We start from the raw sequence: 24,424 nt of genomic DNA, 5'->3' as shown, positions 1-24,424 counted from the left end.
GAAGGGCATCCTAACCATGGTCCTTATATTTTCGCTTGGAAAGTGGCGACTACCGACAGTTGGCGATGGTCATACTTTGTCGCCCTCAGCCACCCGGTAGCGGATGAATGCAGGCACCACCAGCGCGGCGACCAGCACGCTGACCACCACCAGCGCCCCGCCGCCCGCGGCGGCGATCGTGGTGCCGACCGCCGCGGCGGCCGCGCCGTGCGCGGCGTCGGCCAACCGCGGACCGCCTGCGACCACGACCGTGAACACGCCCTGCAGTCGGCCACGCAGATCGTCGGATGCCACCTGTTGCAGGATGGTCGACCGGAACGCCGCCGACACCATGTCGGCCGCTCCACCAATTGCCAAGAACACCAACGCAATCCACAGCCAGACCCCGGTGCGACCGGACGCGAACCCGCCTGCCAGTCCGAAGCCGATCATCGCCACACCCCACACGACGACCGCAATCACCACCGCGAAGCCGTGGCGCTTGATGCGGGGAAACCAGCCGGAGAACACCCCGCCTACCACCGCGCCCGCCGACATCGCCGCTGCCAGCAGCGCCATCGTGGTGCCGCCCTCGATCGGTCCGCCGAAGCTCTCATGCGCCATTTGCGGGAACAGTGCGCGCGGCATGCCGAGGATCATCGCGATCAGGTCGACAACGAACGACATCAGCACCACCTGGTTGCCCGCCAGGTAGCGGAAACCGTCCATGACCGCGGTGAATCCGTATCCCGACGCGCCGTTGGCGCCGTTGACAGGCGGCATCGGTGCGAGCCGGAACGTCGCCCAGATCGGCGCGATGCAGGTGATGGCGTCGATCAAATACAGCGTCGAGAGGTCGACCCAGTGCAGCAGCACACCCGCCAACAGCGGCCCGACGATCGCCCCGAACTGGAACACAGTGAAGTTCAACGAGTTGGCGGCGGCCAACTGCTCGCCGGACACCATCCGCGGGATCGCCGCCGATCGGGTGGGGCTGTTGATCGCATAGAAGGCCTGCTGCACCGACAGCAGGCACAGCACCACCCAGACGTTGTTCAGCGTCAGCGCGGCCTGAAGCCACAACAACACGGAGGACAGCGCGAGCCCGATCGAGGCGAGGATCAACAGCGTGCGCCGGTCCATCGCGTCGGCCCATGCGCCGCCGAGCAGCCCGAACACGACAAGCGGTACCAACGCGAACAGCCCGGACAGCCCGACGTAGGCGGAGTTCTGCGTCAGCGCGTACAGCTGCACCGGCACCGCGAAGATCGTCAGGTTCCCGCCGATCACCGTCACGATGCCGGCCAGCCACAGCCGCCGGAAGTCCGGTGATCTCAGCGGTGTGGTGTCGGCGAAGAACTTCCGCACTACGGCTGGAGCCGCTCGACGCGGCCCTCAGAGACGCGAATCCTGTTGTGCAGCCGGTTTTCCCGGCCCTGCCAGAACTCCACCACCTCGGGTGCGATCAGATAGCCGCCCCAGTTCGGCGGCACGGGCACCGCTTCGAGGTCTGCGAATCGATCAGTCACCTCGACCAGTTGTTGCAGCAGCGCCGCGCGCGACGCGATCGGCTTCGACTGTTGCGACGCCCAAGCCCCCAACTGGGAACCGCGCGGCCGCCTGAACCAGTAGTCGGCGGTCGCCTCGGCGGGCACCCTGGTCACCGGTCCGCGTACGTGTACCTGACGTCCGAGCAAGAACCACGGAAAGGTCGCCGACGCGTACGGCGTCGTCGCCAACTGTTCGCCCTTGGCGGAGTCGTAGTTGGTGAAAAACGTGATCCCGGTTTCGTCCACGCCCTTGCACAACACGGTTCGCGTCGCGGGCCTTCCCCGCTCATCGACGGTTCCGATCACCATCGCATTCGGCTCGGCGACCCCTGCGGTTTCGGCGTCGGCCAACCACGTACGCAGCAGCGCCACCCAGCCGCCGGCAACCCAGTCGACGTCCAGGTCAGTGCTGCCGTCCCTCTCGGCGGATCCGTACTCGACCCGCATCCGGGCCAGGTGTTCGTCGTCGGAAGTTGCCACCCGACAAAAATACGCCGGGGCCGTCTGCCGCCTGGTTACCGACCGGTAGACAACGCGGGCGGCGCGAGTGCAAGAATTTGGCCATGACTACGACGTCAGCGGTACCGGAGGACTTCGTCGAGGGGCTCGAGGGCGTGGTCGCCTTCACCACCGAGATCGCAGAACCGGACAAGGACGGCGGGGCGCTTCGATACCGGGGCGTCGACATCGAAGATCTGGTCAACCGGCGGGTCACCTTCGGCGACGTGTGGGCTCTGCTGGTCGACGGCAAGTTCGGGCACAGCCTGCCGCCTGCCGAACCGTTCCCGCTGCCCATCCACAGCGGTGATGTCCGCGTCGACGTGCAGGCCGGGTTGGCGATGCTGGCACCCATCTGGGGCTACCCGCCGCTGCTCGACATCGACGACGCGACCGCCCGCGATCAGTTGGCCCGCGCATCGGTGATGGCCCTGTCGTACGTCGCGCAGTCCGCCCGCGGCATCTACCAGCCCGCGGTTCCGCAGCGGACCATCGACCAATGCTCCACCGTGACAGAACGATTCATGACGCGCTGGCAGGGTGAGCCGGACCCGCGCCACGTCGAGGCCATCGACGCGTACTGGGTGACGGCGGCCGAACACGGCATGAACGCGTCGACGTTCACCGCACGGGTGATCGCGTCGACGGGTGCCGATGTCGCGGCGTCGCTGTCGGGGGCGATCGGCGCGATGAGCGGTCCACTGCACGGCGGCGCCCCGGCCCGGGTGATCCCGATGATCGAGGAAGCCGAGAAGACCGGCGACGCCCGCGCGGTCGTCAAGGGCATCCTCGACCGCAAAGAGAAGCTGATGGGCTTCGGTCACCGCGTCTACCGCGCGGAGGATCCGCGGGCCCGGGTGCTGCGCGGGACGGCCAAGCGACTGGACGCGCCGCGGTACGAGGTGGCCGCCGCTTTGGAGCAGGCCGCGCTCGCCGAACTCCGCGAACGCCGCCCGGATCGCGCCATCGAGACCAACGTGGAGTTCTGGGCCGCAGTCATCCTCGACTTCGCACAGGTGCCGACGAAGATGATGCCCGCAATGTTCACCTGCGGCCGGACCGCGGGCTGGTGTGCGCACATCCTGGAGCAGAAGCGGCTTGGCAAGCTGGTCCGCCCGGCGGCCATCTACGTCGGCCCCGGACCGCGCAGCCCCGAGTCCGTCGAAGGATGGGACCGAGTCGCCAACGCGTGACAGATCCGGTTGCCACCTTCGCCTCGGCGACGCACAGTTTCGCCGCGTTGGTGCACGAGCTTCCCGCCGACAGCTGGGAGGGGCCCGGTCTCGGCGAGTGGGATTTGCGCTCGCTGGTCGGTCACGCGTCGCGCTCGCTGATCACGGTCAGCACCTACCTGCAGCAGCCGGCCGAGCGCGAGGACATCAAGACACCGCACGAGTACTACGCCATGGTGAATCCGGCGGTGCTCGGGCTGGCGCCGGAGGGCGTCCTCGAGCGCGGTAGGCAGGCGGGCCGCGACCTCGGAGATGATCCGGCCGCGACGGTCGACGGCCTGGTGTCGCGCGTGCTCAGCGAGTTGGCCGGGGTCGACGATCCGTTGATCACTGTGATCGGTGGCGCGGGAATCCGGCTGCACGCATATTTGCCGACGCGGACGTTCGAGCTGGCAGTGCATGGCCTGGATATTGCTCGCGCCGTTGGCATTTCGTTCACTCCGCCGTCCGACGTGGTTGAGGAGGCGACGGTGTTGGCGGCGCGTATCGCGGCCGCCGCAGGGCACGGCGAACCGGTGCTGCTGGCGTTGACCGGACGCGCCGAGTTGCCGTCGCCGTTCTCTGTCGTCTGAACACACCCACGTGTCGGTGGCGGGTGGTTGTATGGCCGACATGGCAATCGAAGTACAACCATCCGTATCCCCGCATTTGTGTGTCGACGGTGCTGCCGCCGCAATCGACTTCTATGTCAAGGCCTTTGACGCTGTCGAGCTGGGCCGGGTGCCAGGACCGGACGGCAAACTGGTGCACGCCGCGCTGCAGATCAACGGCTCGATGGTGTTGCTCAACGACGACTTCCCGGAGTACAACGACGGAAAGCCGTCGACCCCGACGGCGCTCGGCGGCACTCCGGTGACCATCCACCTGACTGTCACGGATGTCGATTCGAAGTTCCAGCAGGCGCTCGACGCCGGGGCGACCGTGGTTGCGCCTCTGGACGACCAGTTCTGGGGTGACCGCTACGGCGTGCTCCGTGATCCGTTCGGACATCAGTGGTCACTGGGCCAGCCGGTGCGGGAGGTGTCGATGGAGGAAATCGCGGAGGCGATGAACCAGGGCTAGACGGCAAGGCCCGGGATGTACATCGCCAGCACACTGAGCGGCAGTGAGTGGTTGACGTCCTTGGTGATCGCGCTGATCGCGGCGATGCTCGCCGGCTTCGGTGTGCGCTCCAGCTCCGGCGTCGTCGGATCGGACCCGTAGAGGCCGAACTGCAGGTCGTAGCCTTCGACCCATTCGAGGTTGTCCACGAACGACCAATAGGTGTAGCCGCGGATGTCCATCCCGTGGGCGAGCAGGTCCTGCACTACCGCGATATGGCTGACGAGGTACGACGGCCGTTTGGTGTCCTCGTCGTCCGCGATGCCGTTCTCGGTGACCCACAACGGTTTTCCGTATGACGCCGCGAGCTCGAGCACTTCACGGAAGCCGCCCGGATCGGTGGGCTGGTTGAAGTCGCTGCACGTCGGCTGCGACGGCGAGCACCGCACCGGCAGACCCTGCAGGAAGGGGAAGCCCGGGATCGGTGCCAGGCCCAAGCCCTGCATCGGCTGCGACCCGTAGTACTGCACGCCCATGAAGTCGACCTTGTTCTTGAAGTCCTCGTGAATTTCTCCTGCCTGTTTGATGCCGTCGAAATTCGCGTCGACCCAGCCGTCGATCACCGCGTTCGGGAACCACTTGTTGTAGAACTGGTTCCACGCATTTGCGGCCTGCACGTCCAGCGGATTGACCGGGTTGGCCGGCCGCGCCGGGATCATGTTGTTGGTGAATCCGACGAACGCGGCGGGCTGGCCGTCCTTGGCGATCTTGGTGTCCCACTGGTGGATCGCGTCGTATGCCGCGACGTGGCCCTTGGCCTCGTTGACCAGGAACGTCGACGCAAGGTCGGGCCTAATCACCCCCGGCGGCCAGTTCGGCACCACGCCGGGGATGGCGAGGAACCCGGTCAGCACGGGCGGGAACGGTTCGTTGAGCGTGGTCCAGTTGTCGACCTGGTCGCCGTATTTCCACGCGACGTAGGCGGCGTACTTCTCGAACTCGTCAGGCGTCGTCGGCGACAGCCAGCCGGCGGCGGGCGCGGGCAGCCCCAGTTGGATCAGCGGCCGCGCCGTGATCGGGTCGTGCACCCACGTCGGCAACGTGAAGTGGTTGACCGACACCAGCGGTTCCAGGTTGTGTGCGCGCAGCGAGTCGAACGCATCGCGGTAGTGCTGCACCTCGGCCTGGTTGGCCAGCGCGTCGAGGGCCTGCAGGTCGGCCAGGCTGACGGTGCCGCCCTCGTCGGAAATGTCAACGGAGGCAGTCGAGTTCGGGAAGATGCGGCTCCACTCGATACTCATCCGGAAGGTGTCCATGCCGAGTTGGTCACGGGCCAGTGCTGCGTCGCTGTCGTAGGAGACGTACGTGCCCGGCCCGTTCTCCGGCACCCCGTTGGCGATGCCCAACAACTGATTGATCGAGTCGTGCACCCACTTGTACCAATCCGAATTCGGGTCGACGGGTGAGTTGGGGCCGCCCTCGGCCTGGAAGCCGGCGTGCGCCACGCCCCAGTGGAAGCTCGCAGGGAACGACAGGTCGACGCCCGCCACGGGGTCGACGTTGACGGTGATCTTCTGGGTCACCGCGTCACCGCCGCCGGGGTTGATGAAGTTGCCGAGGATCGGCACGAACTTCAGCAACCCCATCGGGCCGTGGACATGCAGGCCTGCCGCCTTGTCGCTGACCACCACCGTGAACTCGTCGGTGCCGCCGACCGCGGCCATCGCGTTCATCGGCCGATAGGTGAAGTTGCCATCCTCATCCACCTCGAGCGTTCCGCCGTTGAGCGGCCTGCCGACCACGGTGTACGTCAGCGGATCACCGTCGGGGTCGACGGCACCGATGTTCCCGGTGACGAGCCCGTTCTGCTGCGGGTTGACCACCGGGTTGACGCGCGGTGTGCCGTTGAACAATTCGCGACGCACCCACGCCAGCAGGGTCCACGCGGTCGGCGGCTGCGCCGGTGCCGATGGCAAACCGGCCGCAAACGGGTCGAGCACCGCCTTGACCACGCTGGACACCAGACCGCCGACGTAGGTGACGACGGTGGTCGGGTCGTACGCCGTCGGCCACGGCCGCAACGACGGGACGCGCGGTGTGGTGAGTGCGGTGGTCACCGCAGCCGACGTAGTCTGCGGTGTCGCCGAGAAGGTCTGCGCTGCAACCGACGTCACCGGCTTGTCGGCGACCGCCGCGTTGGCCGACGGTTGCGGGTCGGTGTCGGTGTCGGTCTTCACCTCCGCGGCAACGACCTTGCTCGCGGGTGCTTTCGAGGCCTTGGCGGTAGCCGCGGACTTGACCGTCTTCTTGGGTTTGGGCTTTTTCGTCGGCTTGGTTACCTCTTCGTCGTCCTTCGACTCCGGACTGGTCGTGGTCTCCGGTTTGGTCGGGGTGGCCGAATCCTTCGGTTGCTCGGCTGCCTCGGAGGTGGTCGACGCCGAATCGGTGGCGGTGGAATCCGGCGTGTCCGCCCACGCGGGCGCGCACCCGTATCCGGTCGCCACCGCGACGCCGACGCCCAGGGCGACGGCCAATCCCCCGACCCGACCGACAAAGGCAGCAGGACGCATGGCATTTGCTATACGCGAAGCCGCCCATCAGCCGGGTGGATTTCGGGAAACTTGGACCGCCGAGACTGCGATTTATGACGGTTTTCAACCATTTCTCGTCATATTCCGCACTCTCGGCGCTCGCACGACAGTTACCGAAGCAGGGCCGCCAACAGGCGCTCGTGCACCGGCGGTGTCGGCGCGGCAGCCGCGGCGGCGAGCATGTCGCTGACCGCGGTGAACTTGGCGCGTGGCCGCACTCCGCCGCCGCGCGCGATCTCCGCGGCGTCGATGGCCTTCCATCCCGCACCGTCGACGACGTCGGGCCTGCGACCGCGGACCAGCTTGTCCAGCGCCTTGCCGGTCGGGTCGGTGAGCTGACCGCGGTTGTAGTCGGCCACCACATTGTGCACCGTCTCCGCCGCACACGACTTGTTGGTGCCGATGAATCCGGTCGGGCCACGCTTGATCCACCCTGCGACGTAACTGCCTGGCGCCCCGATGACCCGGCCGCCGTCGTTGGGTACCACCGCCGCCGACTCGTCGAACGGCAGACCCCGAATGGGCTTGCCGCGGTAGCCGATTGAGGTCAGCACCAACCCGGCTGGCAGGGTTCGCACGTCGTCGGTGCCGGTCACGGCGAACTCCGCCACGTCGACGCGCGTGTCCCCGACGATGCGGTGCGGTGTCAGGTGGTAAGCGAACCGGATACGGGGACGGGTGGCAGGCGTGGACGCATCGCCGAGCTTGGACAGGACCTCGAGTTTGTTGCGGGTCAACGGATCTGAGGCCTCTGCGAGGTCACGCAGCACCAGATCGTGGTCGGCGGCGTCGAGCACCACGTCGCACGTCGACGCCAGCCCGATCAATTCCGGCAGTGTGAACGCCGAATCGGCGGGGCCGCGGCGGGCCGCGATGACCACCTCCGCGACCCGAGACTCGCGCAGCGCGGCCAATGCATGGTCGGCGATATCGGTGCGCGCCAGCACGTCCGGGTCCGTCGTCAGGATGCGCGCTACGTCGAGGGCGACGTTGCCGTTGCCGATGACGACCACTCGCTCATGACTCAAATCGATCGGCAAGTCGGCGTATTCGGGATGGCCGTTGAACCACGCCACCACCTCGGTGGCGGTGGCGGTGCCGGGCAGGCCCATCCCGTCGATGGCGAGGCGACGATCACTCGGCGCACCGACGGCATAGAGCACGGCGTGGTGATGGGCGAGCAGTTCGTCGTGCGTCAGGTCCGATCCCACCTCGACGTTGAGGTAGAACCGAAACCCGCGCCGCCCGGCGATCGTGTCGAACAGCTTCGTCACCCGCTTGGTGCTCTGGTGGTCGGGGGCGACCCCGGCCCGCACCAATCCGTATGGCGTCGGCAGCCGTTCGAAGACGTTGACCCGCACGCCCTGCTGGGTGAGCAGTTCGTCGGCGGCGTACATGGCCGCCGGCCCGGAGCCGACGATCGCCACCGTCAGGGGCCCACCCGCGCGGGCCTCGACGTAGGGCGCCTCGAGCACCGGCGCCAGCTTCGACGTCGGCGGCAGCTTGGTTTCCCGCTTCGGATAAAACGCGGCGTTCAACTCGACGAACGGCAACTGCTCGGGTTTCAGCTTGGTGTCCGGCGCGATTGCCCCGACCGGACACGCGCTGACGCACGCGCCGCAGTCGACGCAGGCCGCCGGGTCGATGTAGAGCATCTCGGCAGTGGCGAAGCCCGGCTCATCCGGTGACGGATGGATGCAGTTCACCGGGCACGCGTAGACACAGCACCCGTCGCTGCAACACGACTGGGTGATCACGTGCGGCATTGCACTCCTATGCGGCGGCCACCACGTGCTGCCGCTGCGGTTCGCTGCGGTAGCGGCTGGGTCGGCCGTCGATCCTGCAGATCCGCCACACCAACTTGGCGACCGGGTTGATCAGTCCGGTGTCCTTGCACAGCATCCGCACGTCGCCGAACATGTCGCGCAGCATCTGACGGGACTCGGGCGAGGAAAAGAACACTTCTTTGCGCACCGAGCGTGGAATGTCGAACTCCTTCCAGAACGCTCGAGGCGGCACGATGATCGCCGAGCACAGCACGCGCATCACGATCGGCACGTAGATCGACAGCCAGAACCGCTTACGCCGCGGCAGCCTCGGGATTCGCTTGCGCAGATACTCGTGCGCGAACGAGATGTGCCGAGCCTCCTCGGCGACGTGGATCGCCATCACCCGCTCCATGATCGGATGCAGTGACTTGCCTTCGCGCAGAACGTTTTTCTGCGTGTGGTCGATGGGTTCCTCGCCGGCGAGGATGCCGAACCAGAACGGGATGGGCAGCGGCCCGGCCACCAACGGGATCAGCGGTTGGACCCACTTCAGCAGTCGCGGCATGCCGGGCACGTCGGCGCCGATGCGGTTGACCATCTCCTGGAACATCATGGTGTGGTTGCACTCTTCGACCGCCTCGTGCAGGCAGTACCGGTACTCCGGTGAGCCGTTGGGCGTCCAGAACGCGTACTCCATCAACCCGCGGATCAGGATCGACTCGAAGTGCAGGCCGACCTTGGCGACGTTGGCCTGGCGCCACATGCCGATCTCGATCTGACGTTGGATCGGTTGCGCCTGATACCAGGGGTGACGGCCGAACGGATCGGTCGCAGGAAGGATCCAGCGCTCGTCGTTGTCGAACACCTCGAACTCGGGGGCGTCCCAGTCGATGTCGGTGTACGGGTTGAAATTCCGCCGCACCGACCCCTCGGACAGTGTGGTGAGCATCTCGACGTACTCGGTGTCGTCGCTTACCTCCATGTTGCGGCGCCACCGTCGGACGAGCTTCGTGCGAGCCATTCGAGACCTCCTATGAGGTTTACATTTGAGCCCTAATGTCCAACGACGGTACCGCAGGTATCGCATATTGAACAGCCCCGGTTTTACAATGTGGCGCGTCGGCCCTGCACACCGTGAATGTGACTTGAGCCACTATCGCTTGCCGAAGTCCCCCGCCGCCGTCATCTTCGTGCCGTTGCTGACGGCCGAGAACCCGGCCTCGGTGAACTGGCAGTCGGTGATGATCGCGCGATGGCGCGGACTACTCATCCACCACGTCACCGCGGCCGCCGGGGTACCGCTGGAGTCGGTGCCCCAGAACACCACTTCGCCGATCGAGGCGTACGACGGGTAGCCGGCGGCGGTGACGCGTTGCGCGGGCGTCGAGCCGTCCGAACCGGTGTGGTTCACCACCCCGTTGACGAGCATGTCGTTGGCCTGCCTCGCCGCGGACGCGGTGAGCGCCGGATTGACGGCGACCGGACCGCACCCGTTGGCCGCCCGCACCGCGTTGATCTGGTTCAGCATTGCGCCGCCCTGGTCACCGTCGGCCTTCGCCGGCGGCGCTGTCACCACCACCCCCGCGGCGGTACACGCGGTCAGCAACGCCGCAGCTGCCCTTCTACCCATGAGACATGCCCTCGCAGCAAAAGCCCGACCAGACTCAGTATGTGCCGATTTCGCGGGTGATTCCCCACTTTTCGGTTACTTCCGCCCGATCACTAGTCTTGACCGCATGGCCGACCTCACCATTCCTGCCGAGCTCAAACCCGCCGACGGACGTTTCGGCTGCGGGCCGTCCAAAGTCCGGCCCGAGCAGTTGCAGGCGCTGGCCGCCGCCGGCGATCTGTTCGGCACGTCGCATCGACAGGCGCCGGTGAAGAACCTCGTCGGCAGGGTCCGCGACGGGCTCCGCCAATTGTTCTCGCTCCCAGACGGTTACGAGGTGATCCTCGGCAACGGCGGCTCGACGGCGTTCTGGGACGCCGCCGCGTTCGGCCTGATCGACAAGCGCTCACTGCATCTGACCTACGGCGAGTTCAGCTCGAAGTTCGCCTCGTGCGTGGTGAAGAATCCGTTCGTCGGCGATCCCGTCATCGTCAAGGCCGACCCCGGCAGCGCGCCCAAGCCCCAGTCGGATCCGTCCGTCGACCTGATCGCATGGGCGCACAACGAGACCTCGACCGGCGTCGCGGTGCCGGTGCAGCGGCCCGACGGTGCCGGCGATGCGCTGATCGCGATCGACGCCACCTCTGCCGCGGGCGGTCTGCCCGTCGATATCACCGAAGTCGACGCCTACTACTTCGCGCCGCAGAAGAACTTCGCAGGCGACGGCGGATTGTGGGTGGCGATCCTGTCGCCCGCCGCGCTGGCTCGCGTCGCGGCCATCGCCGCCGCCGACCGTTGGGTGCCCGACTTCCTGTCGCTGCCCATCGCTATCGACAACAGCACCAAAAACCAGACGTACAACACCCCGGCGATCGCCACGCTGATCCTGCTCGCCGAGCAGATCGACTGGTTGCTGGGCAACGGCGGCCTCGACTGGGCCGTCAAACGGACCGCCGACTCCTCGCAGCGGCTCTACAACTGGGCCGAGGCGTCGAAGTTCGCGACGCCCTTCGTCGCCGATCCCGCCCTGCGTTCCCAGGTGGTCGGCACCATCGACTTCTCCGACGACGTGGACGCCGCCGCGGTCGCCAAGACGCTGCGTGCCAACGGCATCGTCGACACCGAGCCATACCGCAAACTCGGCCGCAACCAATTGCGGGTCGGTATGTTCCCCGCCGTCGAACCCGACGACGTCAGCGCGCTCACCACATGCATCGACTGGGTGGTCGAGCGGCTCTAACCGGGCAGGCCCTGCTCTTCCTTGGGCAGCGGGGCGGGTCCCTTCAAGGCCGGTTCGGCCTTGCCAACCGATGGTGAATCCGCCGGTGCGGTTGGGGTCTGCGTCACACCGGTCTGCATGGTCGAACCCGACGCCGAGTCGACCGGCTCAGTCGTCGCCACCACGACCGCACCCACTCCGACGATGGCGCTCGCGGCGATCACACTCAAGATCCTCACCTGTTGTGCGTTCACTTTTTCGCTCCTTCACACCCCCGCCTCAGCACTCCCCAACGGTGTAAGCGATCCGCGCCGCGAATTATTCGATCGCCGCCGAATCCGGTCCCAGCGTGTCAGCCGGATCACAGGGAGATGACACAGTAGGGTCCACTTAATCGGGCTTGGGTCCTGGTCCGGAGGAGGTCTGTATGCGGGAACTCAAAGTCGTCGGGCTCGACATCGACGGCAAACGCATCATCTGCGAGGCGGAGGGGCTCGGCGAGAAGTTCCTACTCCGACCCGATGACCGTCTGCGCGCCGCGATGCGCGGCGACAGAGTCAACCCGACCGAACCCCAAGCCGACACCGAGGTCCAAAGCGTGCTGCGTCCCAAGGAGATCCAGGCCAAGATCCGAGCGGGCGCATCTGTCGAACAGGTCGCCTCGGCCGCAGGGGTGGACATCGAACGCGTCCAGCGGTTTGCCAACCCGGTGTTGTTGGAGCGTGCGCGGGCCGCCGAATTGGCCTCCGCCGCACACCCGGTGCTCGCCGACGGTCCCTCCGTGCTGACCCTCTTGGAGACGGTGACGACGGCGCTGGTGGCCCGAGGGCTGGACCCGGACTCCACCAACTGGGACGCCTGGCGCAACGAGGACGGCCGCTGGACCGTGCAACTGGGTTGGAAAGCGGGCCTGTCCGACAACCTCGCGCACTTCCGGTTCACGCCCGGCGCCCATGGCGGCACCGTCACCGCATTCGACGACGCGGCATGTGAGCTGATCGACCCCGACTTCGCCCGGCCGCTACGCCCGCTGGCCCCGGTCGCCGAACTCGAACACCAGGAGCCGGAACCGCCCCTGCCCATCGAAACACCGGAACCGGCGCCCGTGCCTAAGCCGCAGCGCACCCGCAAGACCAAACCCGCCGTCCCGGCGTGGGAGGACGTGCTGCTCGGCGTGCGCTCCAGCGGGCAACGCTGAGACGTCTTATCCGATCAGCCCGCCGAGGGCCATCCCCAGCAGTGCCAGCCATGCCCCGGCCACGCCGACCCCGGACCCCAGCACGAACCACCGCCACACCGGTAGCTTCCGCCAGCCCCACACGGTCGGGGCCAGGCCGCCGACGGCGACCAGATTGAGCCCGACGGCCAGCAGCGGATGCACGCGGGTCAGACCGAGGCTGAGCACCACGACCGCGGCGGCGGTGACCGCCGCGACGAAACCGGCCACCGTCAGTCCCATCGCCCACGGGGTCGAGTCGTCGGTCACCCAAGCAATCTAGCCCGCTCATAGAACGCGAGCGCGGCGGCGGTCGCCACGTTCAGCGAGTCGGTTCCGCGCGACATCGGGATCCGCACCCGCATGTCGCTGGCCCGCATCACCGATTCCGTCAGCCCCGGCCCCTCGGCGCCGACGAGGAACGCGACCTTGTCGTCGGCCACGCGCGCCGCCGCGTCGGCGAGGGTGTGGGCCGACGGTTCCGGCGTCATGGCGAGCAGTCTGAACCCGTTGTCCCGCAGGGTTTGTAGGTCACGCGGCCACGCCTGCGCCCAGGCGTACGGCACCAGCAACGCGTGCCCCATCGACACCCGCACCGCGCGCCGGTACAGCGGGTCGGCGCAACCAAGGCCGAAGATCACCGCATCCACCGCCAGCCCGGCCGCGTTGCGGAAGATCGATCCGAGGTTCTCGTGGTCGTTGACGCCCTCGAGCACGGCCACGGTCCGTGCCCCGTCGATCACCTGCGCGACGGTCAGTTCCGGCGCACGCGACGCCGACGCCAGCACCCCGCGGTTGAGGTGGAAGCCGACCACCTCGGCCATCACCTCGGCGCCCACCCGGTAAAAGGGCGCGTCGACGTCGACCAGGTCGTCGGCGAGTTCGCCCAGTCGACGGTCGGTGCCTAGCAGCGCCCTCGGGCGAAATCGGGAAGCCAGCATCCGCTGCACCACCAGCACGCCCTCGGCGATCACCAGACCCTTACCGCTCGGCAGATCGGGTCGGCGGTCCACACTGTTGAGATCGCGGAAGTCGTCGAGCCGGGGATCCGCAGGATCGGCGACGTCGATTACGTTTGCGCTCACGCGCTTTCGTCGACGATGCCCGACATCAGGTCGGCGGCGACCAGAAGCGTCCTGCGCTGGTCCTCTTCGAGACGGTCCAGCCGTTTCTTGAGCCACTCCTGGCTGGCTCGGCGCTCGGCCTCGATCAGGTCGATGCCCGCCTGCGACACCGACACCAGCACCTGCCTGCCGTCCGCCGGATGCGCTGTGCGCGCGACGAACCCGAGGTCGCACAGCGACGCAATCACGCGCGTCATCGACGGCGGCCGGACGCGTTCCCGGGTGGCTAACGCGCCGGGAGTCATCGGCCCCTCCTTGGCAAGCGTCGACAGCGCCGACAGCTGTGACAGCGAAACGTGGGAATCCGGACGCCGGAACCGCAATTGGCGAGCCAACCGGATCACTGCCAGCGACAGCTCGCTCGCCAGCCTGGCGTCGACGTCTTTCACAGCGCAAAGACTACCTAGGCCATCTCCGGAAGGTCGCGTTAATCCGATACCTTGTCTGCGTGGCACCCGAACCGCCCGCCCTGCCGGCCAATTTATTGAAGCCGTGGCCGGTGATCGTCGTGATCACCGCGGGTTGGCTGGTCGCCGTCGTACTGGCGTTCACGGTTTCCGACCTGCACGGGTGGCGTCCGTACACGATCGCGGGCCTCGGGGTCGGCGCGCTCGGCACGTCGATCGTGCTGTGGCAGCGGCGCGCCGTGCGTCGCGGATCGCGCGGGGCGCAGACTGGGCTCAGCTGAATTCGACCGAGGGAGAAGCAATGGCAGCGCCGCTACTGCAAGCACAGATCGACATCGATGCGCCGGTCGCCAAGGTGTGGGGACTGGTCTCGGACCTGAGCCTGATGCCGCAGTGGAGCCCGCAGTGCCGTGCGATGAAGGCGCTCGGGCCGCTGCGCCGGGGCACCATGACCGTCAACCTGAACCGCCGCAACCGGCTGTACTGGCCGACGACCAGCGTCGTCACCGAGGTCATCCCGGAGACGAAACTGGCGTTCCGGGTGCCGATCAACCGGACGATCTGGAGCTACGAACTGGAGCCCACCGCGTCCGGCACCCGGCTCACCGAAACCCGCCACGCCGAGAACGGCACCACCGCGTTCTCGAACATGAGCATCAACGCGTTGATGGGCGGTGTGCCGAGCTTCGAACAGGAACTGCTCGACGGGATGAACGCGACGCTGTCGCGTATCAAGGCCGCTGCGGAGCGCTAGTTCTCCGGCTCGACCAAGTCGAGCACACCGTCGTCGAACGGGTCGTACATCGGCGACCCGGTGCCCGGCGGCTGCGGGGTGTCCGAGTGTGCGCCGCAACCGTATTCGGAGTCGACAACGTTTCCGTCGGCGGCGTATTCGTTGGCGCACACGCCGAACATCCTGCCGAGCGCGCCCGCCAGCGGAACGTAGAAGCCGCAGTCCCGGCAGACCCGCCGGGTGGAGCGGGCCATCGCCGAAGAGGGCCCGAACTCGCCGTCGTGCCAACGCTGCGCGGCGTCGCTGCGGCCCAACTCGCTGAGCACCTGGCGGCGACCGAAGCCCACCTCGACGGCGACCTCGTCGATCTGCGGATCGCCGGTGGCCAGATAGCCGGGCACCAGCCGCGGGTCGTCGGCGGGCGGGGCGAGCAGATCGCCGGGGCTCAGGTCGCCGGGTTTGATGCGCTCCTGCCACGGCACCCACTTCGGCGCCAGCAACGCCGTCGGGCCGGGCACCAGGACGACCTCGCTGATCGTGGCGTGGTCGGCGCCGGGGCAGCCAGCCACCACGACCGCCCACTGCCAGCCGCGATAACCAGGCATGTCGGCCAAAAACCGATGGGTGGCGGCCGTCGGGTCCTCGATCGTCGCGCCGAGGTACTCGCCCACGGTGTCCTCACCGCTGAACTCGACGATCGCGGCGCGCGCCTGCTCGACGGCGCCGATGAGCACCGCCTCCAGATCGGGGCGATCTTCGGTGTTCACGCTGTCCATCGCCATCAATACTGCCTGACCCGCGAACGTGGAGCCACACCGGTCACCTGCACGCCCGCTACCGCCCCGATGGGGGAGAATCGTGGGGTGACCGGACCGCGGCGTGACCCTCGCTACTTCCCGCCGCGCCCGCCGTCCGATGAACATCCCGGGATGGCGAACTATCCCAGCGAACCGAACGTCGACGGCGGCTACCGGCGCTCGCGCCGGTCCACGCCGAGCGCCAACCGCTGGCTGCCGCCGCTCGACGAGCCCGCGCGGCCGTACACCTCGGAGCCCCCGCCACCACGCCGGAACGCCGGTGGGAGCGCCGGCCATAAGGTCACCGTCACCAGGGCGGCCGCGCAGCGCAGCCGCGAAATGGGTTCAAAGATGTACGGTTTGGTGCACCGCGCAGCCACCGCCGACGGTGCCGACAAATCGGGTCTGACCGCGCTGACCTGGCCGGTGGTGGCCAACTTCGCCGTCGACGCGGCGATGGCCGTCGCATTGGCCAACACACTGTTCTTCGCCGCGGCGTCCGGGGAGAGCAAGGGCAGGGTCGCGCTGTACCTCTTGATCACCATCGCGCCGTTCGCGGTCATCGCACCCTTGATCGGCCCCGCGCTGGACCGGCTGCAGCACGGCCGCCGCATCGCGCTGGCGCTGTCGTTCGCGTTGCGCACCGCGCTGGTGATGGTGCTGGTCGCCAACTACGACGGCGCGACGGGCAGCTACCCGTCGTGGGTGCTGTATCCGTGTGCACTCGGAATGATGGTGCTGTCCAAGTCATTCAGCGTGTTGCGCAGTGCGGTGACGCCGCGGGTGCTGCCGCCGACGATCGACCTGGTGCGGGTCAACTCGCGACTGACGACGTTCGGCTTGCTGGGCGGCACCATGGTCGGCGGCGCCATCGCCGCGGGCGCGGAGTACATGCTCGGCCTGATCCATCTGCCCGGCGCGCTGTATGTCGTCGTCGCGGTGACGCTTGTCGGCGCGGCGCTGTCGATGCGCATCCCCAAGTGGGTCGAGGTGACCGAGGGCGAGGTGCCTGCCACGCTGTCCTACCACGGCCGCAGCGGTGAACCACGACGCCACCCCGATCAGCACAAATCGTCGGCCGAGCCACGACAACCCTTGGGCCGCAACATCATTGCCGCACTATGGGGTAACTGCACCATCAAGGTGATGGTCGGGTTCCTGTTCCTGTACCCCGCGTTCGTCGCGAAGTCGCACGACGCCAGCGGGTGGGAGCAGTTGCGCATCCTCGGGGTGATCGGCGCGGCGGCGGCCATCGGCAACTTCGCGGGCAACTTCACCGCGGCGCGGCTGAAGCTGGGCCACCCTGCGCTGCTGGTGGTGCGGTGCGCGACGGCGGTCACGCTGTTCGCGTTGGCCACCGCGCTGACCGGGAAGCTGATGGTCGCGGCGATCGCCACGCTGATCACGTCGGCCGCCGCGGCGATCGCGAAGGCCTCGCTGGACGCGTCGCTGCAGAACGACCTGCCCGAGAAGTCGCGGGCGTCGGCCTTCGGGCGCTCGGAGTCGTTGTTGCAGTTGGCGTGGGTGGCGGGCGGAGCCACCGGCGTGCTGGTGTACACCGACCTGTGGGTCGGCTTCACCGCGATCACCGCGGTGCTGATCGTCGGACTGGCGCAGACAATCGTGAGCTACTACGGCGAATCGCTGATACCCGGGTTCGGCGGCAACCGTCCGGTGCTCGCCGAGCAGGAGGGCGGACGCCAGGACCGGACGGCGGTGGCGCCCGAGTGAAACGTGTCATCGCCTCGCTGGCGATCGTGGTCCTCGTCGCGTCTGTGCTGACCGGTGTGCTGGTGTGGCGGCTGGTGCAACACCCACCGCCCGAGCACCCGGAGATCAGCGCCTATTCGGACGGCCAACTGGTGCGGGTGGGGCCGTACCGATTCTGCGAGGTGCTCAACCCCACCGACTGTGAAACACCGAAGACCGACGGCGAGCTGACGGTCGACCCGAAGCATACCGTGCAGCTGTCTGTGCCACCTGAAATCGCCCGTGCGCCATGGGTTTTGGTGCGCTCGTACGAGGGCGGCGACGTGGTCGGCGAATTCCGCCCGGACACCAAGCTCGCCGTCACCATCCCCACCGTCGACCCGCACCAGGGCAGACTGTTCGGCATCGCCGTGCAACTGCCGACCCTGGTCCGTGACGAGGCTGGCAACGAGTTCCCGGTACCGCACGCGGAGTGGTCGGTGCGGACGGTGTGGCCCTAGGCGCCGTGCCCGTCAGGCACCCGCTCACCCGCACGGGTCGGCCCTGGCGGCGTGCCGTCGCCAAAGGTCCTGCCGCCCAACGCTTCCCGACCGTGCGGCGTCAACCAGTTGGACAGGTCGGGGCCTTTGGGCACCACCTGCGTCGGGTTGATGTCCTTGTGCACGATGTAGTAGTGCTGTTTGATCTGCACGAAGTCGATGGTGTCGCCGAAACCGGGCGTCTGGAACAGGTCCCGCGCGTAGGCCCATAGCACCGGCATCTCGGTGAGCTTGCACCGGTTGCACTTGAAGTGCCCGTGATAGACGGGGTCGAACCGGGCCAGCGTGGTGAACAACCGCACGTCGGCCTCGGTGATGGTGTCGCCGACCAGATAGCGCTGGTTCGCCAGTCGCTCGGACAGCCAGTCCAGCGCGGTGAACAACCGGTCATAGGCTTTCTCGTAGGCGTCCTGTGAGCCGGCGAACCCGCACCGGTACACGCCGTTGTTCACCTCGGTGTAGACGCGCTGGGCCACCTCGTCGATCTCGTCGCGCAGATCCTCCGGATACAACAGTGGGGCGCCTTCACGGTGGAACTTGGTCCACTCGGTGGAGAAGTCCAGCGTGATCTGCGGGAAGTCGTTGGTCACCACCTCACCGGTGGCGACCTCGACGACCGCGGGCACCGTGATGCCCTTCGGGTAGTCGGGGAACCGCTTCAGGTAGGCGTCCTTGAGCCGCGGAATCTTCAGCACCGGATCGACGCCGCCCGGGTCCAGATCGAAGGTCCAGCTGTCCTCGTCGTGTGTCGGGCCGCAAAAGCCGATGGAGAGTACGTCTTCCAGGCCGAGCAGGCGGCGCACGATGATAGTGCGGTTGGCCCACGGGCAGGCCCGCGCGACGACCAGCCGGTAGCGGTCGGGTTCAACGGGATAGCCGTCGCGGCCGTCGGCCGTGATGCGCGTGGTGATGTAGTTGGTATCGCGGTTGAACTCGCCACCGCCTGCGACGTATGCCATGGGTTCAGTCTTCCCTAACCGAATTCGGGTGCGACATCTCCCTAGGCGTCGAGTTCGCGGGCGACGGCCCGCACCACCTCCGACACCCGGCGGGCGACCTTGCGGTCGGGATAGCGGCCCTTGCGCAACTCGGGCTGCACCGTGTTCTCGAGCAACGTGATCATGTCCTCGACCATGCCGTGCAGTTCGTCGGGACTGTGCTTGTGCTCGGCGGCCGCCCCCTCGCGGCGGGTCCGGGTCAGGCTCGGCGGCGGGTCGATCAGCTTCAGGCTCAACGCCTGTGGGCCGCGACGCCCGGCGGCCACGCCGAACTCGACGCGTTGCCCGGCCTTCAGACCCTCGACACCGGCGGGCAGCGCCGAGGACCGAACGTAGACGTCCTCGCCGTCTTCCTGCGACAGAAAGCCGAAGCCCTTCTCGGCGTCGTACCACTTAACCCGGCCGGTCGGCACTGGTCTCACCCGCTTGTCTCTGGAGGAACTGACTACATACTGACTACATAAGGAAAGCGTCCCGCCTGCGTCGGGACGCGATTAGGTGATCCTACTCGGAGGCCAGAGCCGCCAGCACCCCCTTATATCGGTAGTCTTGAACAACCGCTGGAGGGAAGATGCGCCTGCTACTGAACATCATTTGGCTGCTGTTCGGCGGCCTGTGGCTGGCGCTTGGCTATCTACTGGCCGCCGTCATCTGCTTCGTCCTGATCATCACCATTCCGTTCGGCTTCGCCGCGCTGCGGATCGCGTCGTATGCGCTGTGGCCGTTCGGCCGCACCATCGTCGACAAGCCGGGGACGCGGCCGGGCGCGCTGATCGGCAACATCATCTGGGTCATCCTGTTCGGCATCTGGCTGGCCATCGGCCACGTGCTCACCGCCATCGCGATGGCCGTCACCATCGTCGGCATCCCGCTGGCGCTGGCCAACCTCAAGCTCATCCCGGTGTCGTTGCTGCCGCTGGGCAAGGAGATCGTGCCCGTCGACAGCCAACTCGTGCGGGCCGCCGCATGACCATCACCGAACTCGGCGTCCCTTCGGTGCAGCGCCCCGTGCAGGGAATGCCCATCGACGGTCCGATGGTCGACACGTACGGCCGCGTCGCCACCGACCTGCGGGTGTCGCTGACCGATCGCTGCAACCTGCGCTGCACGTACTGCATGCCCGCCGAGGGCCTGAACTGGCTTCCGGGCGAGCAACTGCTGCGCACCGACGAGTTGGTGCGGCTGCTGCGCATCGCGGTCACCCGGCTCGGCATCACCAGCGTCCGCTTCACCGGCGGTGAACCGTTGGTGGCCAAACACCTCGAAGACGTCGTCGCCGCCACCGCGTCGTTGCGGCCCCGACCCGAAATCACGTTGACCACCAACGGGATCGGGCTGGACAAGCGGGCCGCCGCGCTGAAAGAGGCCGGGCTAAACCGGATCAACGTCTCCCTCGACACCGTCGACGCGGAACGGTTCGCCCGCATCACCCGCCGCGACCGACTGCCCGACGTGCTGCGGGGACTCGCGGCCGCAAAGGCCGCCGGGTTGAATCCGGTGAAGGTCAACGCGGTGCTGGATCCGGTCACCGGGCTCGACGACGCCCCCGCGCTGCTGCGGTTCTGCCTCGAGCACGGGTACCAGCTGCGCATCATCGAGCAGATGCCGCTGGACGCCGGCCATCAGTGGCAGCGCGGCCGGGCCATCGCCGCCGACGACGTGTTGGCCGCTCTGCGCGAACACTTCGATCTGCAGCCTGACCGGGCGCCGCGGGGCTCGGCTCCCGCCGAATTGTGGGACGTCGACGACGGGCGGGGCAAGGTCGGCATCATCGCCTCGGTCTCGCATGCCTTCTGTGCGGCGTGCGACCGCACCCGGCTCACCGCCGACGGCCAGATCCGCAACTGTCTGTTCTCTCGCCACGAGACCGATCTACGCCGCCTGATCCGGGCGGGCGCCGACGACGACGCACTGGCGGCCGCCTGGCGCGCCACCATGTGGATCAAGGCGGCGGGCCACGGCATCAACGACCCGGACTTCGTACAACCGGAGCGCCCGATGAGCGCGATCGGCGGCTGACGTGTCGGTGAAGGTGACCGTGCGCTACTTTGCCGCCGCCCGCGCGGCCGCAGGCTTCGACGACGAGATCATCGCCGTCGCGCCCGGAACGACAGTCGCTTCGTTGGTGCAGACACTGGGCGACCGGGACCCCGCACTGGCGAAAGTGTTGAGCCGATGCTCATACCTCTGCGACGGAATTGCGGTGCGGGACTTGGGGTTGGCGTTGAGCGACACTCAAACCGTCGATGTTCTTCCCCCGTTCGCAGGCGGATAAGCGTGATTTGCGTCACATCACGGAATGGTCACAAGATGACCACGAATCGTTACCTGTGAAAGTGTTCCTGCGGAAACGCGTTGGCGTCTTGGGGTTTTAGAGCCCTTTTAAGATTTGCCTGGCCCCGAATCGCCGAGTTCGGCAAAAGGTGACGTGACCAACGCGACCCGTTAGCGTTGCGTCCCAAGCCATCGACCCCTAATCGTTTGGCCCGCCGTGCTCAACTACGCCGAGCTCCATCCGTTGGGACACGGGACGACGACGAACAACCTGGATGGAGGCGGGGGACCCAACGGTCCGCCGAACACAAGGACCAGGAGCCGCTCAGCGGCCCCTTGGGGTGAAGCCGTGTCTGACACGGCCGGGCAACCTCTCCAGCCCGAACCCGACAGCTGACCTCGTAGGCGTGCATAAGAGAGGATCTAGCGCACCTATGAGTGGACGGCACCGCAAGCCCACTGCATCGGCAGTAAATGTCGCGAAGATCGCCTTCACCGGCGCCGTGATCGGAAGTGGAAGCCTTGCCCTCGCCGGGCATGCCAGCGCCGCGACCGACGGCGAATGGGACCAGGTCGCCAAGTGCGAATCGGGTAACAACTGGGCGATCAACACCGGAAACGGCTACCAGGGTGGGCTCCAGTTCTCGCCGAGCACATGGTCGTCACACGGCGGCGGCCAGTTCGCCCCCTCCGCTCACATGGCCACCAAAGAAGAGCAGATCGCGGTCGCCGAGCGTGTGCTCGCCACCCAGGGCAAGGGCGCCTGGCCCGTGTGCGGTCGAGGCCTTTCCGGCTCCACCCCGCGCAACGTCGTCGAGCCGCAGCCTCTCGACAATCCCGATGTGAACGGCGAACTGCCCCCGCCGCCGGTGGACCCGCTCGCTCCCCCGCCGCCGCCGGACGCCGCGCCGATCGACGCGCTGTCGGCTCCGCTGCCCGCCGACGCGCCTCCGCCTGACGCGCCGCCGCCCCCACCCGCTCCGCTGCCCGACGCGCCTCCGCCTCCGCCGGACCAGGCCCAGATCGTCGACGCCTCGCTGGACGCGCCGTTGCCGCCGCCTGCTGACGTTCCTCCGCCCGCCGATGTCGCGGCACCCGCGGACGTTGCGCCGCCCGCGGATCCCATGGCCGCCCCGGCCCCCGCCGACTGGGACCACGCCGACGCGCCGCCGCCAGCCGACCAGCCGCAGCTGTGGGCCCTGCACGCGCCCGCACCTCTCGACCCGGCACCGGTCGACCCCGCACTGCCGCCGCTCCCGCCCGCCCCACCGGCTCCCCCGGCGCCGCCCGCGCCGGGGGCCGTTGCGGCACCCGCGCCGGACCCACTGGCCCCGCTCAACGCGGTCAACATTCCCGGCCAGGCGCTTGACCTTGCGAACCAGGCCACCACCGATCCCGCGTCGGTGCCTGCGGCGCTGCCCTCGCTGCCGGACGGCGTTCCGCACCTGGCCAGCCCGGACGCTCTGCCGCCCGGTTCGACGATGGACCCAGGAGCCGACGGCACTGACAGCCCCAACGTCAGCTACCTGAAGGACCTGTGGTCGGCGGTGCAGAACCACGAGATCAGCGGTAAGGAAGCGCTGATCATGGGCCTGGCTCAGCGCAACATGAACACGCCGTACCCGCAGCAGGGCCCCGGCCCCAACGTGCCGAACGCGCCCGCACCGGCTGATCCGGCCGCGCCGCCGCCCGGTGCGCCGCTTCCGCCGCCGCCCGCCCCCGACGCACCTGCGCCGGTCCTGCCGCCGGCCTGACGGGTCAGGCGGAGTTCACCCACTCGTCGGAGCCGTCGGCGAAGAACTGGTGTTTCCACACCGGTAGCCGCGCCTTGACGGTGTCGACGAGTCGCGCGCAGGTGTCGAACGCGGCTGCCCGATGATCCGCGGCGACGGCAGCGACCAACGCCGCGTCGCCGATCTGCAGCGTGCCGATGCGGTGGCTGACCGCGATGGCGCGCACGCCGGTGGCCTCGGCCGCGATCTCGGCGGCCACCTCCTCGAGCGTCTGTTGCGCCGCCGGGTGTGCCGAGTACTCCAACCGCGTGACGTGGCGTCCGCCGTCGTGATCGCGCACCACACCCGCGAATCCCACGACGGCTCCGGCAGATTCGTGCGCCACCAACGCCTCGTAGTCCGACAGTTCGATGGGGTGGTCGGTCAGTTCGACGCGCAGCACGACGGCGGTCATCGGGTGTGGTCCTTACCGCTGAGTTGATCGAGGGCGTGGGTGAGCACCGCGTCGAGCACGCCGAGGCCGTCTTTGACCCCGCCCGTCGAGCCGGGCAAGTTGACGATCAGCGTGCGGCCCCGCACGCCGCACACGCCGCGGGAGAGCACCGACGTCGGCACGTGCGGCAGCCCGGACCGCCGGATCGCGTCGGCCAGTCCGGGGATCTGGTAGTCGAGCAGGCCCGCGGTGATGTCAGCCGTGCGATCCGTCGGCGAGATTCCGGTACCGCCGGACGTGATGATCACGTCGACGTTCTCGCCGATCGCAGCGGACAGCGCGGTGCCGACGTCGGGTCCGTCCGCCACCACAACCGGCGCCGGCGTGCTGATGCCCTGCGCGTTGAGCCAGTCGACGATCACCGGGCCGGTGCGGTCCTCGTAGACTCCCGCCGCCGCGCGGGTGGAGGCGATCACCACCCGGCCGGATCTCATCACCTTGTCCACAGCCCGGTCTTGCCGCCCTCTTTGCGCAGTACGCGGACGTCGTCGATGCGGGCGGCGGGGTCAACGGCCTTGATCATGTCGTAAAGCGTCAGCCCGGCGACGCTGACCGCGGTCATCGCCTCCATCTCGACGCCGGTGCGGTCGGTGGTGCGCACCGTGGCGGTGATCGCGACGTGGTCGTCGCCGATCTCGAAGTCGACGTCAACACCGGTGAGCGCCAGCGGATGGCACAGCGGGATCAGGTCGGAGGTGCGCTTGGCGGCCATGATGCCCGCGACCCGCGCCGTGGCCAACGCATCGCCTTTGGGCAGCCCGCCGGATGCGATCAGCGCGACGACATCGGCGGTGGTGTGGAAGGTTCCCGCGGCTACCGCGATGCGTTTGGTCGCGTCCTTACCTGTGACGTCGACCATGTGCGCCGCACCGGATTCATCCAGATGCGACAGCCGACGTGCTTGGTCCACCG

Annotated in this window: 29 protein-coding genes and 1 riboswitch; of the genes, 13 read left to right on the top strand and 16 right to left on the bottom strand. The window is 67.9% G+C overall.

Annotated elements, in window-relative coordinates; translation table 11 throughout:
• Window positions 1–69 precede the first annotated feature (69 nt).
• Window positions 70–1,347, bottom strand: a complete 1,278-nt coding sequence (locus tag A5724_RS18540; protein ID WP_067805071.1) for an MFS transporter — start codon at window positions 1,345–1,347, stop codon at window positions 70–72.
• The gene (pdxH, locus tag A5724_RS18535) at window positions 1,347–2,009 is read right to left on the bottom strand and encodes a pyridoxamine 5'-phosphate oxidase (protein WP_156752353.1); all 663 of its coding nucleotides are present in this window, start codon (window positions 2,007–2,009) and stop codon (window positions 1,347–1,349) included. Before pdxH ends, A5724_RS18540 begins: the two co-directional genes overlap by 1 nt.
• 83 nt (window positions 2,010–2,092) lie before the next feature.
• On the opposite strand from pdxH, the gene A5724_RS18530 reads away from it, so the two are divergent.
• Genes A5724_RS18530 through A5724_RS18520 form a run of 3 tightly spaced genes read left to right on the top strand, consistent with a single transcriptional unit; the run spans window position 2,093 to window position 4,321 of the window.
• Entirely contained in the window at window positions 2,093–3,220 is a 1,128-nt protein-coding gene (locus A5724_RS18530; protein WP_067805068.1) for a citrate synthase 2, read from the top strand.
• Window positions 3,217–3,831, top strand: coding sequence for a maleylpyruvate isomerase family mycothiol-dependent enzyme (locus A5724_RS18525; RefSeq protein ID WP_232004891.1), 615 nt, complete (start codon window positions 3,217–3,219; stop codon window positions 3,829–3,831). The genes A5724_RS18530 and A5724_RS18525 overlap by 4 nt, the downstream gene beginning before the upstream one ends.
• Before the next feature lie 40 nt (window positions 3,832–3,871).
• Window positions 3,872–4,321, top strand: a complete 450-nt coding sequence (locus A5724_RS18520; protein ID WP_067805126.1) for a VOC family protein — start codon at window positions 3,872–3,874, stop codon at window positions 4,319–4,321.
• Here the strand turns inward: A5724_RS18520 and A5724_RS18515 are convergent.
• The 4 genes from A5724_RS18515 to A5724_RS18500 all read right to left on the bottom strand — a co-directional run bounded on the left by A5724_RS18515 (window position 4,318) and on the right by A5724_RS18500 (window position 10,290).
• Window positions 4,318–6,870 carry a family 1 glycosylhydrolase gene (locus A5724_RS18515; protein ID WP_067805061.1) on the bottom strand — a complete coding sequence of 851 codons (2,553 nt, stop codon included), beginning with the start codon at window positions 6,868–6,870 and terminating at the stop codon, window positions 4,318–4,320. The genes A5724_RS18520 and A5724_RS18515 overlap by 4 nt on opposite strands.
• Before the next feature lie 131 nt (window positions 6,871–7,001).
• Window positions 7,002–8,657: an FAD-dependent oxidoreductase gene (locus A5724_RS18510; protein ID WP_067805058.1), complete on the bottom strand. Its 1,656-nt coding sequence runs from the start codon at window positions 8,655–8,657 to the stop codon at window positions 7,002–7,004.
• Window positions 8,658–8,664: 7 nt separating this feature from the next.
• Entirely contained in the window at window positions 8,665–9,681 is a 1,017-nt protein-coding gene (locus A5724_RS18505) for a diiron oxygenase (protein WP_067805055.1), read from the bottom strand.
• 132 nt (window positions 9,682–9,813) lie between these two features.
• Window positions 9,814–10,290 carry a CAP domain-containing protein gene (locus A5724_RS18500; RefSeq protein ID WP_082965131.1) on the bottom strand — a complete coding sequence of 159 codons (477 nt, stop codon included), beginning with the start codon at window positions 10,288–10,290 and terminating at the stop codon, window positions 9,814–9,816.
• A 106-nt stretch (window positions 10,291–10,396) separates the two neighbouring features.
• Between A5724_RS18500 and serC the strand changes: the two genes are divergently transcribed.
• A complete protein-coding gene (gene serC / locus A5724_RS18495; protein WP_067805053.1) occupies window positions 10,397–11,509 on the top strand; it encodes a phosphoserine transaminase in 1,113 nt (370 codons plus the stop codon).
• Here the strand turns inward: serC and A5724_RS18490 are convergent.
• Window positions 11,506–11,742, bottom strand: coding sequence for a hypothetical protein (locus A5724_RS18490; RefSeq protein ID WP_067805050.1), 237 nt, complete (start codon window positions 11,740–11,742; stop codon window positions 11,506–11,508). The two genes, serC and A5724_RS18490, sit on opposite strands and share 4 nt — an antisense overlap.
• A gap of 173 nt (window positions 11,743–11,915) precedes the next feature.
• Between A5724_RS18490 and sepH the strand changes: the two genes are divergently transcribed.
• Window positions 11,916–12,686, top strand: coding sequence for a septation protein SepH (sepH, locus tag A5724_RS18485; RefSeq protein WP_067805048.1), 771 nt, complete (start codon window positions 11,916–11,918; stop codon window positions 12,684–12,686).
• A 6-nt stretch (window positions 12,687–12,692) separates the two neighbouring features.
• Here the strand turns inward: sepH and A5724_RS18480 are convergent, their stop codons facing one another.
• From A5724_RS18480 to A5724_RS18470, 3 genes are read right to left on the bottom strand one after another with little or no spacing between them, the layout of a single operon-like run.
• Complete coding sequence (locus tag A5724_RS18480) at window positions 12,693–12,947, bottom strand: DUF2537 domain-containing protein (protein WP_082965138.1); 255 nt, start codon at window positions 12,945–12,947, stop codon at window positions 12,693–12,695.
• Between the two features lie 23 nt (window positions 12,948–12,970).
• Entirely contained in the window at window positions 12,971–13,789 is an 819-nt protein-coding gene (locus A5724_RS18475) for an RNA methyltransferase (RefSeq protein WP_067805041.1), read from the bottom strand.
• Window positions 13,786–14,217: a MarR family winged helix-turn-helix transcriptional regulator gene (locus tag A5724_RS18470; RefSeq protein WP_067805038.1), complete on the bottom strand. Its 432-nt coding sequence runs from the start codon at window positions 14,215–14,217 to the stop codon at window positions 13,786–13,788. Before A5724_RS18470 ends, A5724_RS18475 begins: the two co-directional genes overlap by 4 nt.
• Before the next feature lie 59 nt (window positions 14,218–14,276).
• Between A5724_RS18470 and A5724_RS18465 the strand changes: the two genes are divergently transcribed.
• Window positions 14,277–14,516 carry a DUF2530 domain-containing protein gene (locus tag A5724_RS18465; RefSeq protein ID WP_067805036.1) on the top strand — a complete coding sequence of 80 codons (240 nt, stop codon included), beginning with the start codon at window positions 14,277–14,279 and terminating at the stop codon, window positions 14,514–14,516.
• Window positions 14,517–14,536: 20 nt separating this feature from the next.
• On the top strand, window positions 14,537–14,989 hold the full coding sequence (locus tag A5724_RS18460; protein WP_067805033.1) for an SRPBCC family protein: 453 nt from the start codon (window positions 14,537–14,539) through the stop codon (window positions 14,987–14,989).
• Here the strand turns inward: A5724_RS18460 and A5724_RS18455 are convergent.
• Entirely contained in the window at window positions 14,986–15,750 is a 765-nt protein-coding gene (locus tag A5724_RS18455) for a DUF3027 domain-containing protein (RefSeq protein WP_082965130.1), read from the bottom strand. The two genes, A5724_RS18460 and A5724_RS18455, sit on opposite strands and share 4 nt — an antisense overlap.
• 147 nt (window positions 15,751–15,897) lie before the next feature.
• Here A5724_RS18455 and A5724_RS18450 point away from each other — a divergent pair, with 147 nt between their 5' ends.
• On the top strand, window positions 15,898–17,496 hold the full coding sequence (locus tag A5724_RS18450) for an MFS transporter (protein WP_197518717.1): 1,599 nt from the start codon (window positions 15,898–15,900) through the stop codon (window positions 17,494–17,496).
• Window positions 17,493–17,975 carry a DUF2771 domain-containing protein gene (locus tag A5724_RS18445; RefSeq protein ID WP_067805024.1) on the top strand — a complete coding sequence of 161 codons (483 nt, stop codon included), beginning with the start codon at window positions 17,493–17,495 and terminating at the stop codon, window positions 17,973–17,975. Before A5724_RS18450 ends, A5724_RS18445 begins: the two co-directional genes overlap by 4 nt.
• Here A5724_RS18445 and A5724_RS18440 read toward each other — a convergent pair.
• A complete protein-coding gene (locus tag A5724_RS18440; protein WP_067805022.1) occupies window positions 17,972–18,973 on the bottom strand; it encodes a glutathione S-transferase family protein in 1,002 nt (333 codons plus the stop codon). The two genes, A5724_RS18445 and A5724_RS18440, sit on opposite strands and share 4 nt — an antisense overlap.
• Window positions 18,974–19,014: 41 nt before the next feature.
• A complete protein-coding gene (locus A5724_RS18435; RefSeq protein WP_067805019.1) occupies window positions 19,015–19,425 on the bottom strand; it encodes a cold-shock protein in 411 nt (136 codons plus the stop codon).
• 158 nt (window positions 19,426–19,583) lie between these two features.
• On the opposite strand from A5724_RS18435, the gene A5724_RS18430 reads away from it, so the two are divergent.
• The 4 genes from A5724_RS18430 (at window position 19,584) to A5724_RS18415 (ending at window position 23,040) form a co-directional block, all read left to right on the top strand.
• Window positions 19,584–19,982, top strand: coding sequence for a YccF domain-containing protein (locus A5724_RS18430; protein WP_067805016.1), 399 nt, complete (start codon window positions 19,584–19,586; stop codon window positions 19,980–19,982).
• Window positions 19,979–21,031: a GTP 3',8-cyclase MoaA gene (gene moaA, locus A5724_RS18425; RefSeq protein ID WP_067805014.1), complete on the top strand. Its 1,053-nt coding sequence runs from the start codon at window positions 19,979–19,981 to the stop codon at window positions 21,029–21,031. Before A5724_RS18430 ends, moaA begins: the two co-directional genes overlap by 4 nt.
• Window position 21,032: 1 nt before the next feature.
• On the top strand, window positions 21,033–21,287 hold the full coding sequence (locus A5724_RS18420; RefSeq protein ID WP_067805010.1) for a MoaD/ThiS family protein: 255 nt from the start codon (window positions 21,033–21,035) through the stop codon (window positions 21,285–21,287).
• A 217-nt stretch (window positions 21,288–21,504) separates the two neighbouring features.
• Window positions 21,505–21,711, top strand: a riboswitch (cyclic di-AMP (ydaO/yuaA leader).
• 9 nt (window positions 21,712–21,720) lie between these two features.
• On the top strand, window positions 21,721–23,040 hold the full coding sequence (locus A5724_RS18415) for a transglycosylase family protein (RefSeq protein WP_067805008.1): 1,320 nt from the start codon (window positions 21,721–21,723) through the stop codon (window positions 23,038–23,040).
• Window positions 23,041–23,044: 4 nt separating this feature from the next.
• On the opposite strand, the gene A5724_RS18410 is transcribed toward A5724_RS18415, so the two are convergent.
• The 3 genes from A5724_RS18410 to moaC are packed head-to-tail and all read right to left on the bottom strand — an operon-like array spanning window position 23,045 to window position 24,422.
• On the bottom strand, window positions 23,045–23,473 hold the full coding sequence (locus A5724_RS18410; protein ID WP_067805005.1) for a molybdenum cofactor biosynthesis protein MoaE: 429 nt from the start codon (window positions 23,471–23,473) through the stop codon (window positions 23,045–23,047).
• Complete coding sequence (locus A5724_RS18405) at window positions 23,470–23,946, bottom strand: molybdenum cofactor biosynthesis protein B (protein ID WP_197518711.1); 477 nt, start codon at window positions 23,944–23,946, stop codon at window positions 23,470–23,472. Before A5724_RS18405 ends, A5724_RS18410 begins: the two co-directional genes overlap by 4 nt.
• On the bottom strand, window positions 23,946–24,422 hold the full coding sequence (moaC, locus tag A5724_RS18400) for a cyclic pyranopterin monophosphate synthase MoaC (protein WP_082965129.1): 477 nt from the start codon (window positions 24,420–24,422) through the stop codon (window positions 23,946–23,948). Before moaC ends, A5724_RS18405 begins: the two co-directional genes overlap by 1 nt.
• Between the last annotated feature and the right edge of the window lie 2 nt (window positions 24,423–24,424).

This window comes from Mycobacterium sp. ACS1612, assembly GCF_001667505.1.
Taxonomy (GTDB): Bacteria; Actinomycetota; Actinomycetes; order Mycobacteriales; family Mycobacteriaceae; genus Mycobacterium.
This window is presented reverse-complemented; position numbering and strand designations above follow the sequence as displayed.

Bases quoted from the DNA above. Each gene is read 5' to 3' on its own strand.
- A5724_RS18530 (WP_067805068.1), top strand. From the start codon at position 2,093: ATGACTACGACGTCAGCGGTACCGGAGGACTTCGTCGAGGGGCTCGAG.
- A5724_RS18520 (WP_067805126.1), top strand. From the start codon at position 3,872: ATGGCAATCGAAGTACAACCATCCGTATCCCCGCATTTGTGTGTCGAC.
- A5724_RS18515 (WP_067805061.1), bottom strand. From the start codon at position 6,870: ATGCGTCCTGCTGCCTTTGTCGGTCGGGTCGGGGGATTGGCCGTCGCC.
- A5724_RS18510 (WP_067805058.1), bottom strand. From the start codon at position 8,657: ATGCCGCACGTGATCACCCAGTCGTGTTGCAGCGACGGGTGCTGTGTC.
- A5724_RS18505 (WP_067805055.1), bottom strand. From the start codon at position 9,681: ATGGCTCGCACGAAGCTCGTCCGACGGTGGCGCCGCAACATGGAGGTA.
- A5724_RS18500 (WP_082965131.1), bottom strand. From the start codon at position 10,290: ATGGGTAGAAGGGCAGCTGCGGCGTTGCTGACCGCGTGTACCGCCGCG.
- serC (WP_067805053.1), top strand. From the start codon at position 10,397: ATGGCCGACCTCACCATTCCTGCCGAGCTCAAACCCGCCGACGGACGT.
- sepH (WP_067805048.1), top strand. From the start codon at position 11,916: ATGCGGGAACTCAAAGTCGTCGGGCTCGACATCGACGGCAAACGCATC.
- A5724_RS18480 (WP_082965138.1), bottom strand. From the start codon at position 12,947: ATGGGACTGACGGTGGCCGGTTTCGTCGCGGCGGTCACCGCCGCCGCG.
- A5724_RS18460 (WP_067805033.1), top strand. From the start codon at position 14,537: ATGGCAGCGCCGCTACTGCAAGCACAGATCGACATCGATGCGCCGGTC.
- A5724_RS18455 (WP_082965130.1), bottom strand. From the start codon at position 15,750: ATGGCGATGGACAGCGTGAACACCGAAGATCGCCCCGATCTGGAGGCG.
- A5724_RS18450 (WP_197518717.1), top strand. From the start codon at position 15,898: ATGGCGAACTATCCCAGCGAACCGAACGTCGACGGCGGCTACCGGCGC.
- A5724_RS18440 (WP_067805022.1), bottom strand. From the start codon at position 18,973: ATGGCATACGTCGCAGGCGGTGGCGAGTTCAACCGCGATACCAACTAC.
- A5724_RS18430 (WP_067805016.1), top strand. From the start codon at position 19,584: ATGCGCCTGCTACTGAACATCATTTGGCTGCTGTTCGGCGGCCTGTGG.
- moaA (WP_067805014.1), top strand. From the start codon at position 19,979: ATGACCATCACCGAACTCGGCGTCCCTTCGGTGCAGCGCCCCGTGCAG.
- A5724_RS18415 (WP_067805008.1), top strand. From the start codon at position 21,721: ATGAGTGGACGGCACCGCAAGCCCACTGCATCGGCAGTAAATGTCGCG.
- A5724_RS18410 (WP_067805005.1), bottom strand. From the start codon at position 23,473: ATGACCGCCGTCGTGCTGCGCGTCGAACTGACCGACCACCCCATCGAA.
- A5724_RS18405 (WP_197518711.1), bottom strand. From the start codon at position 23,946: ATGAGATCCGGCCGGGTGGTGATCGCCTCCACCCGCGCGGCGGCGGGA.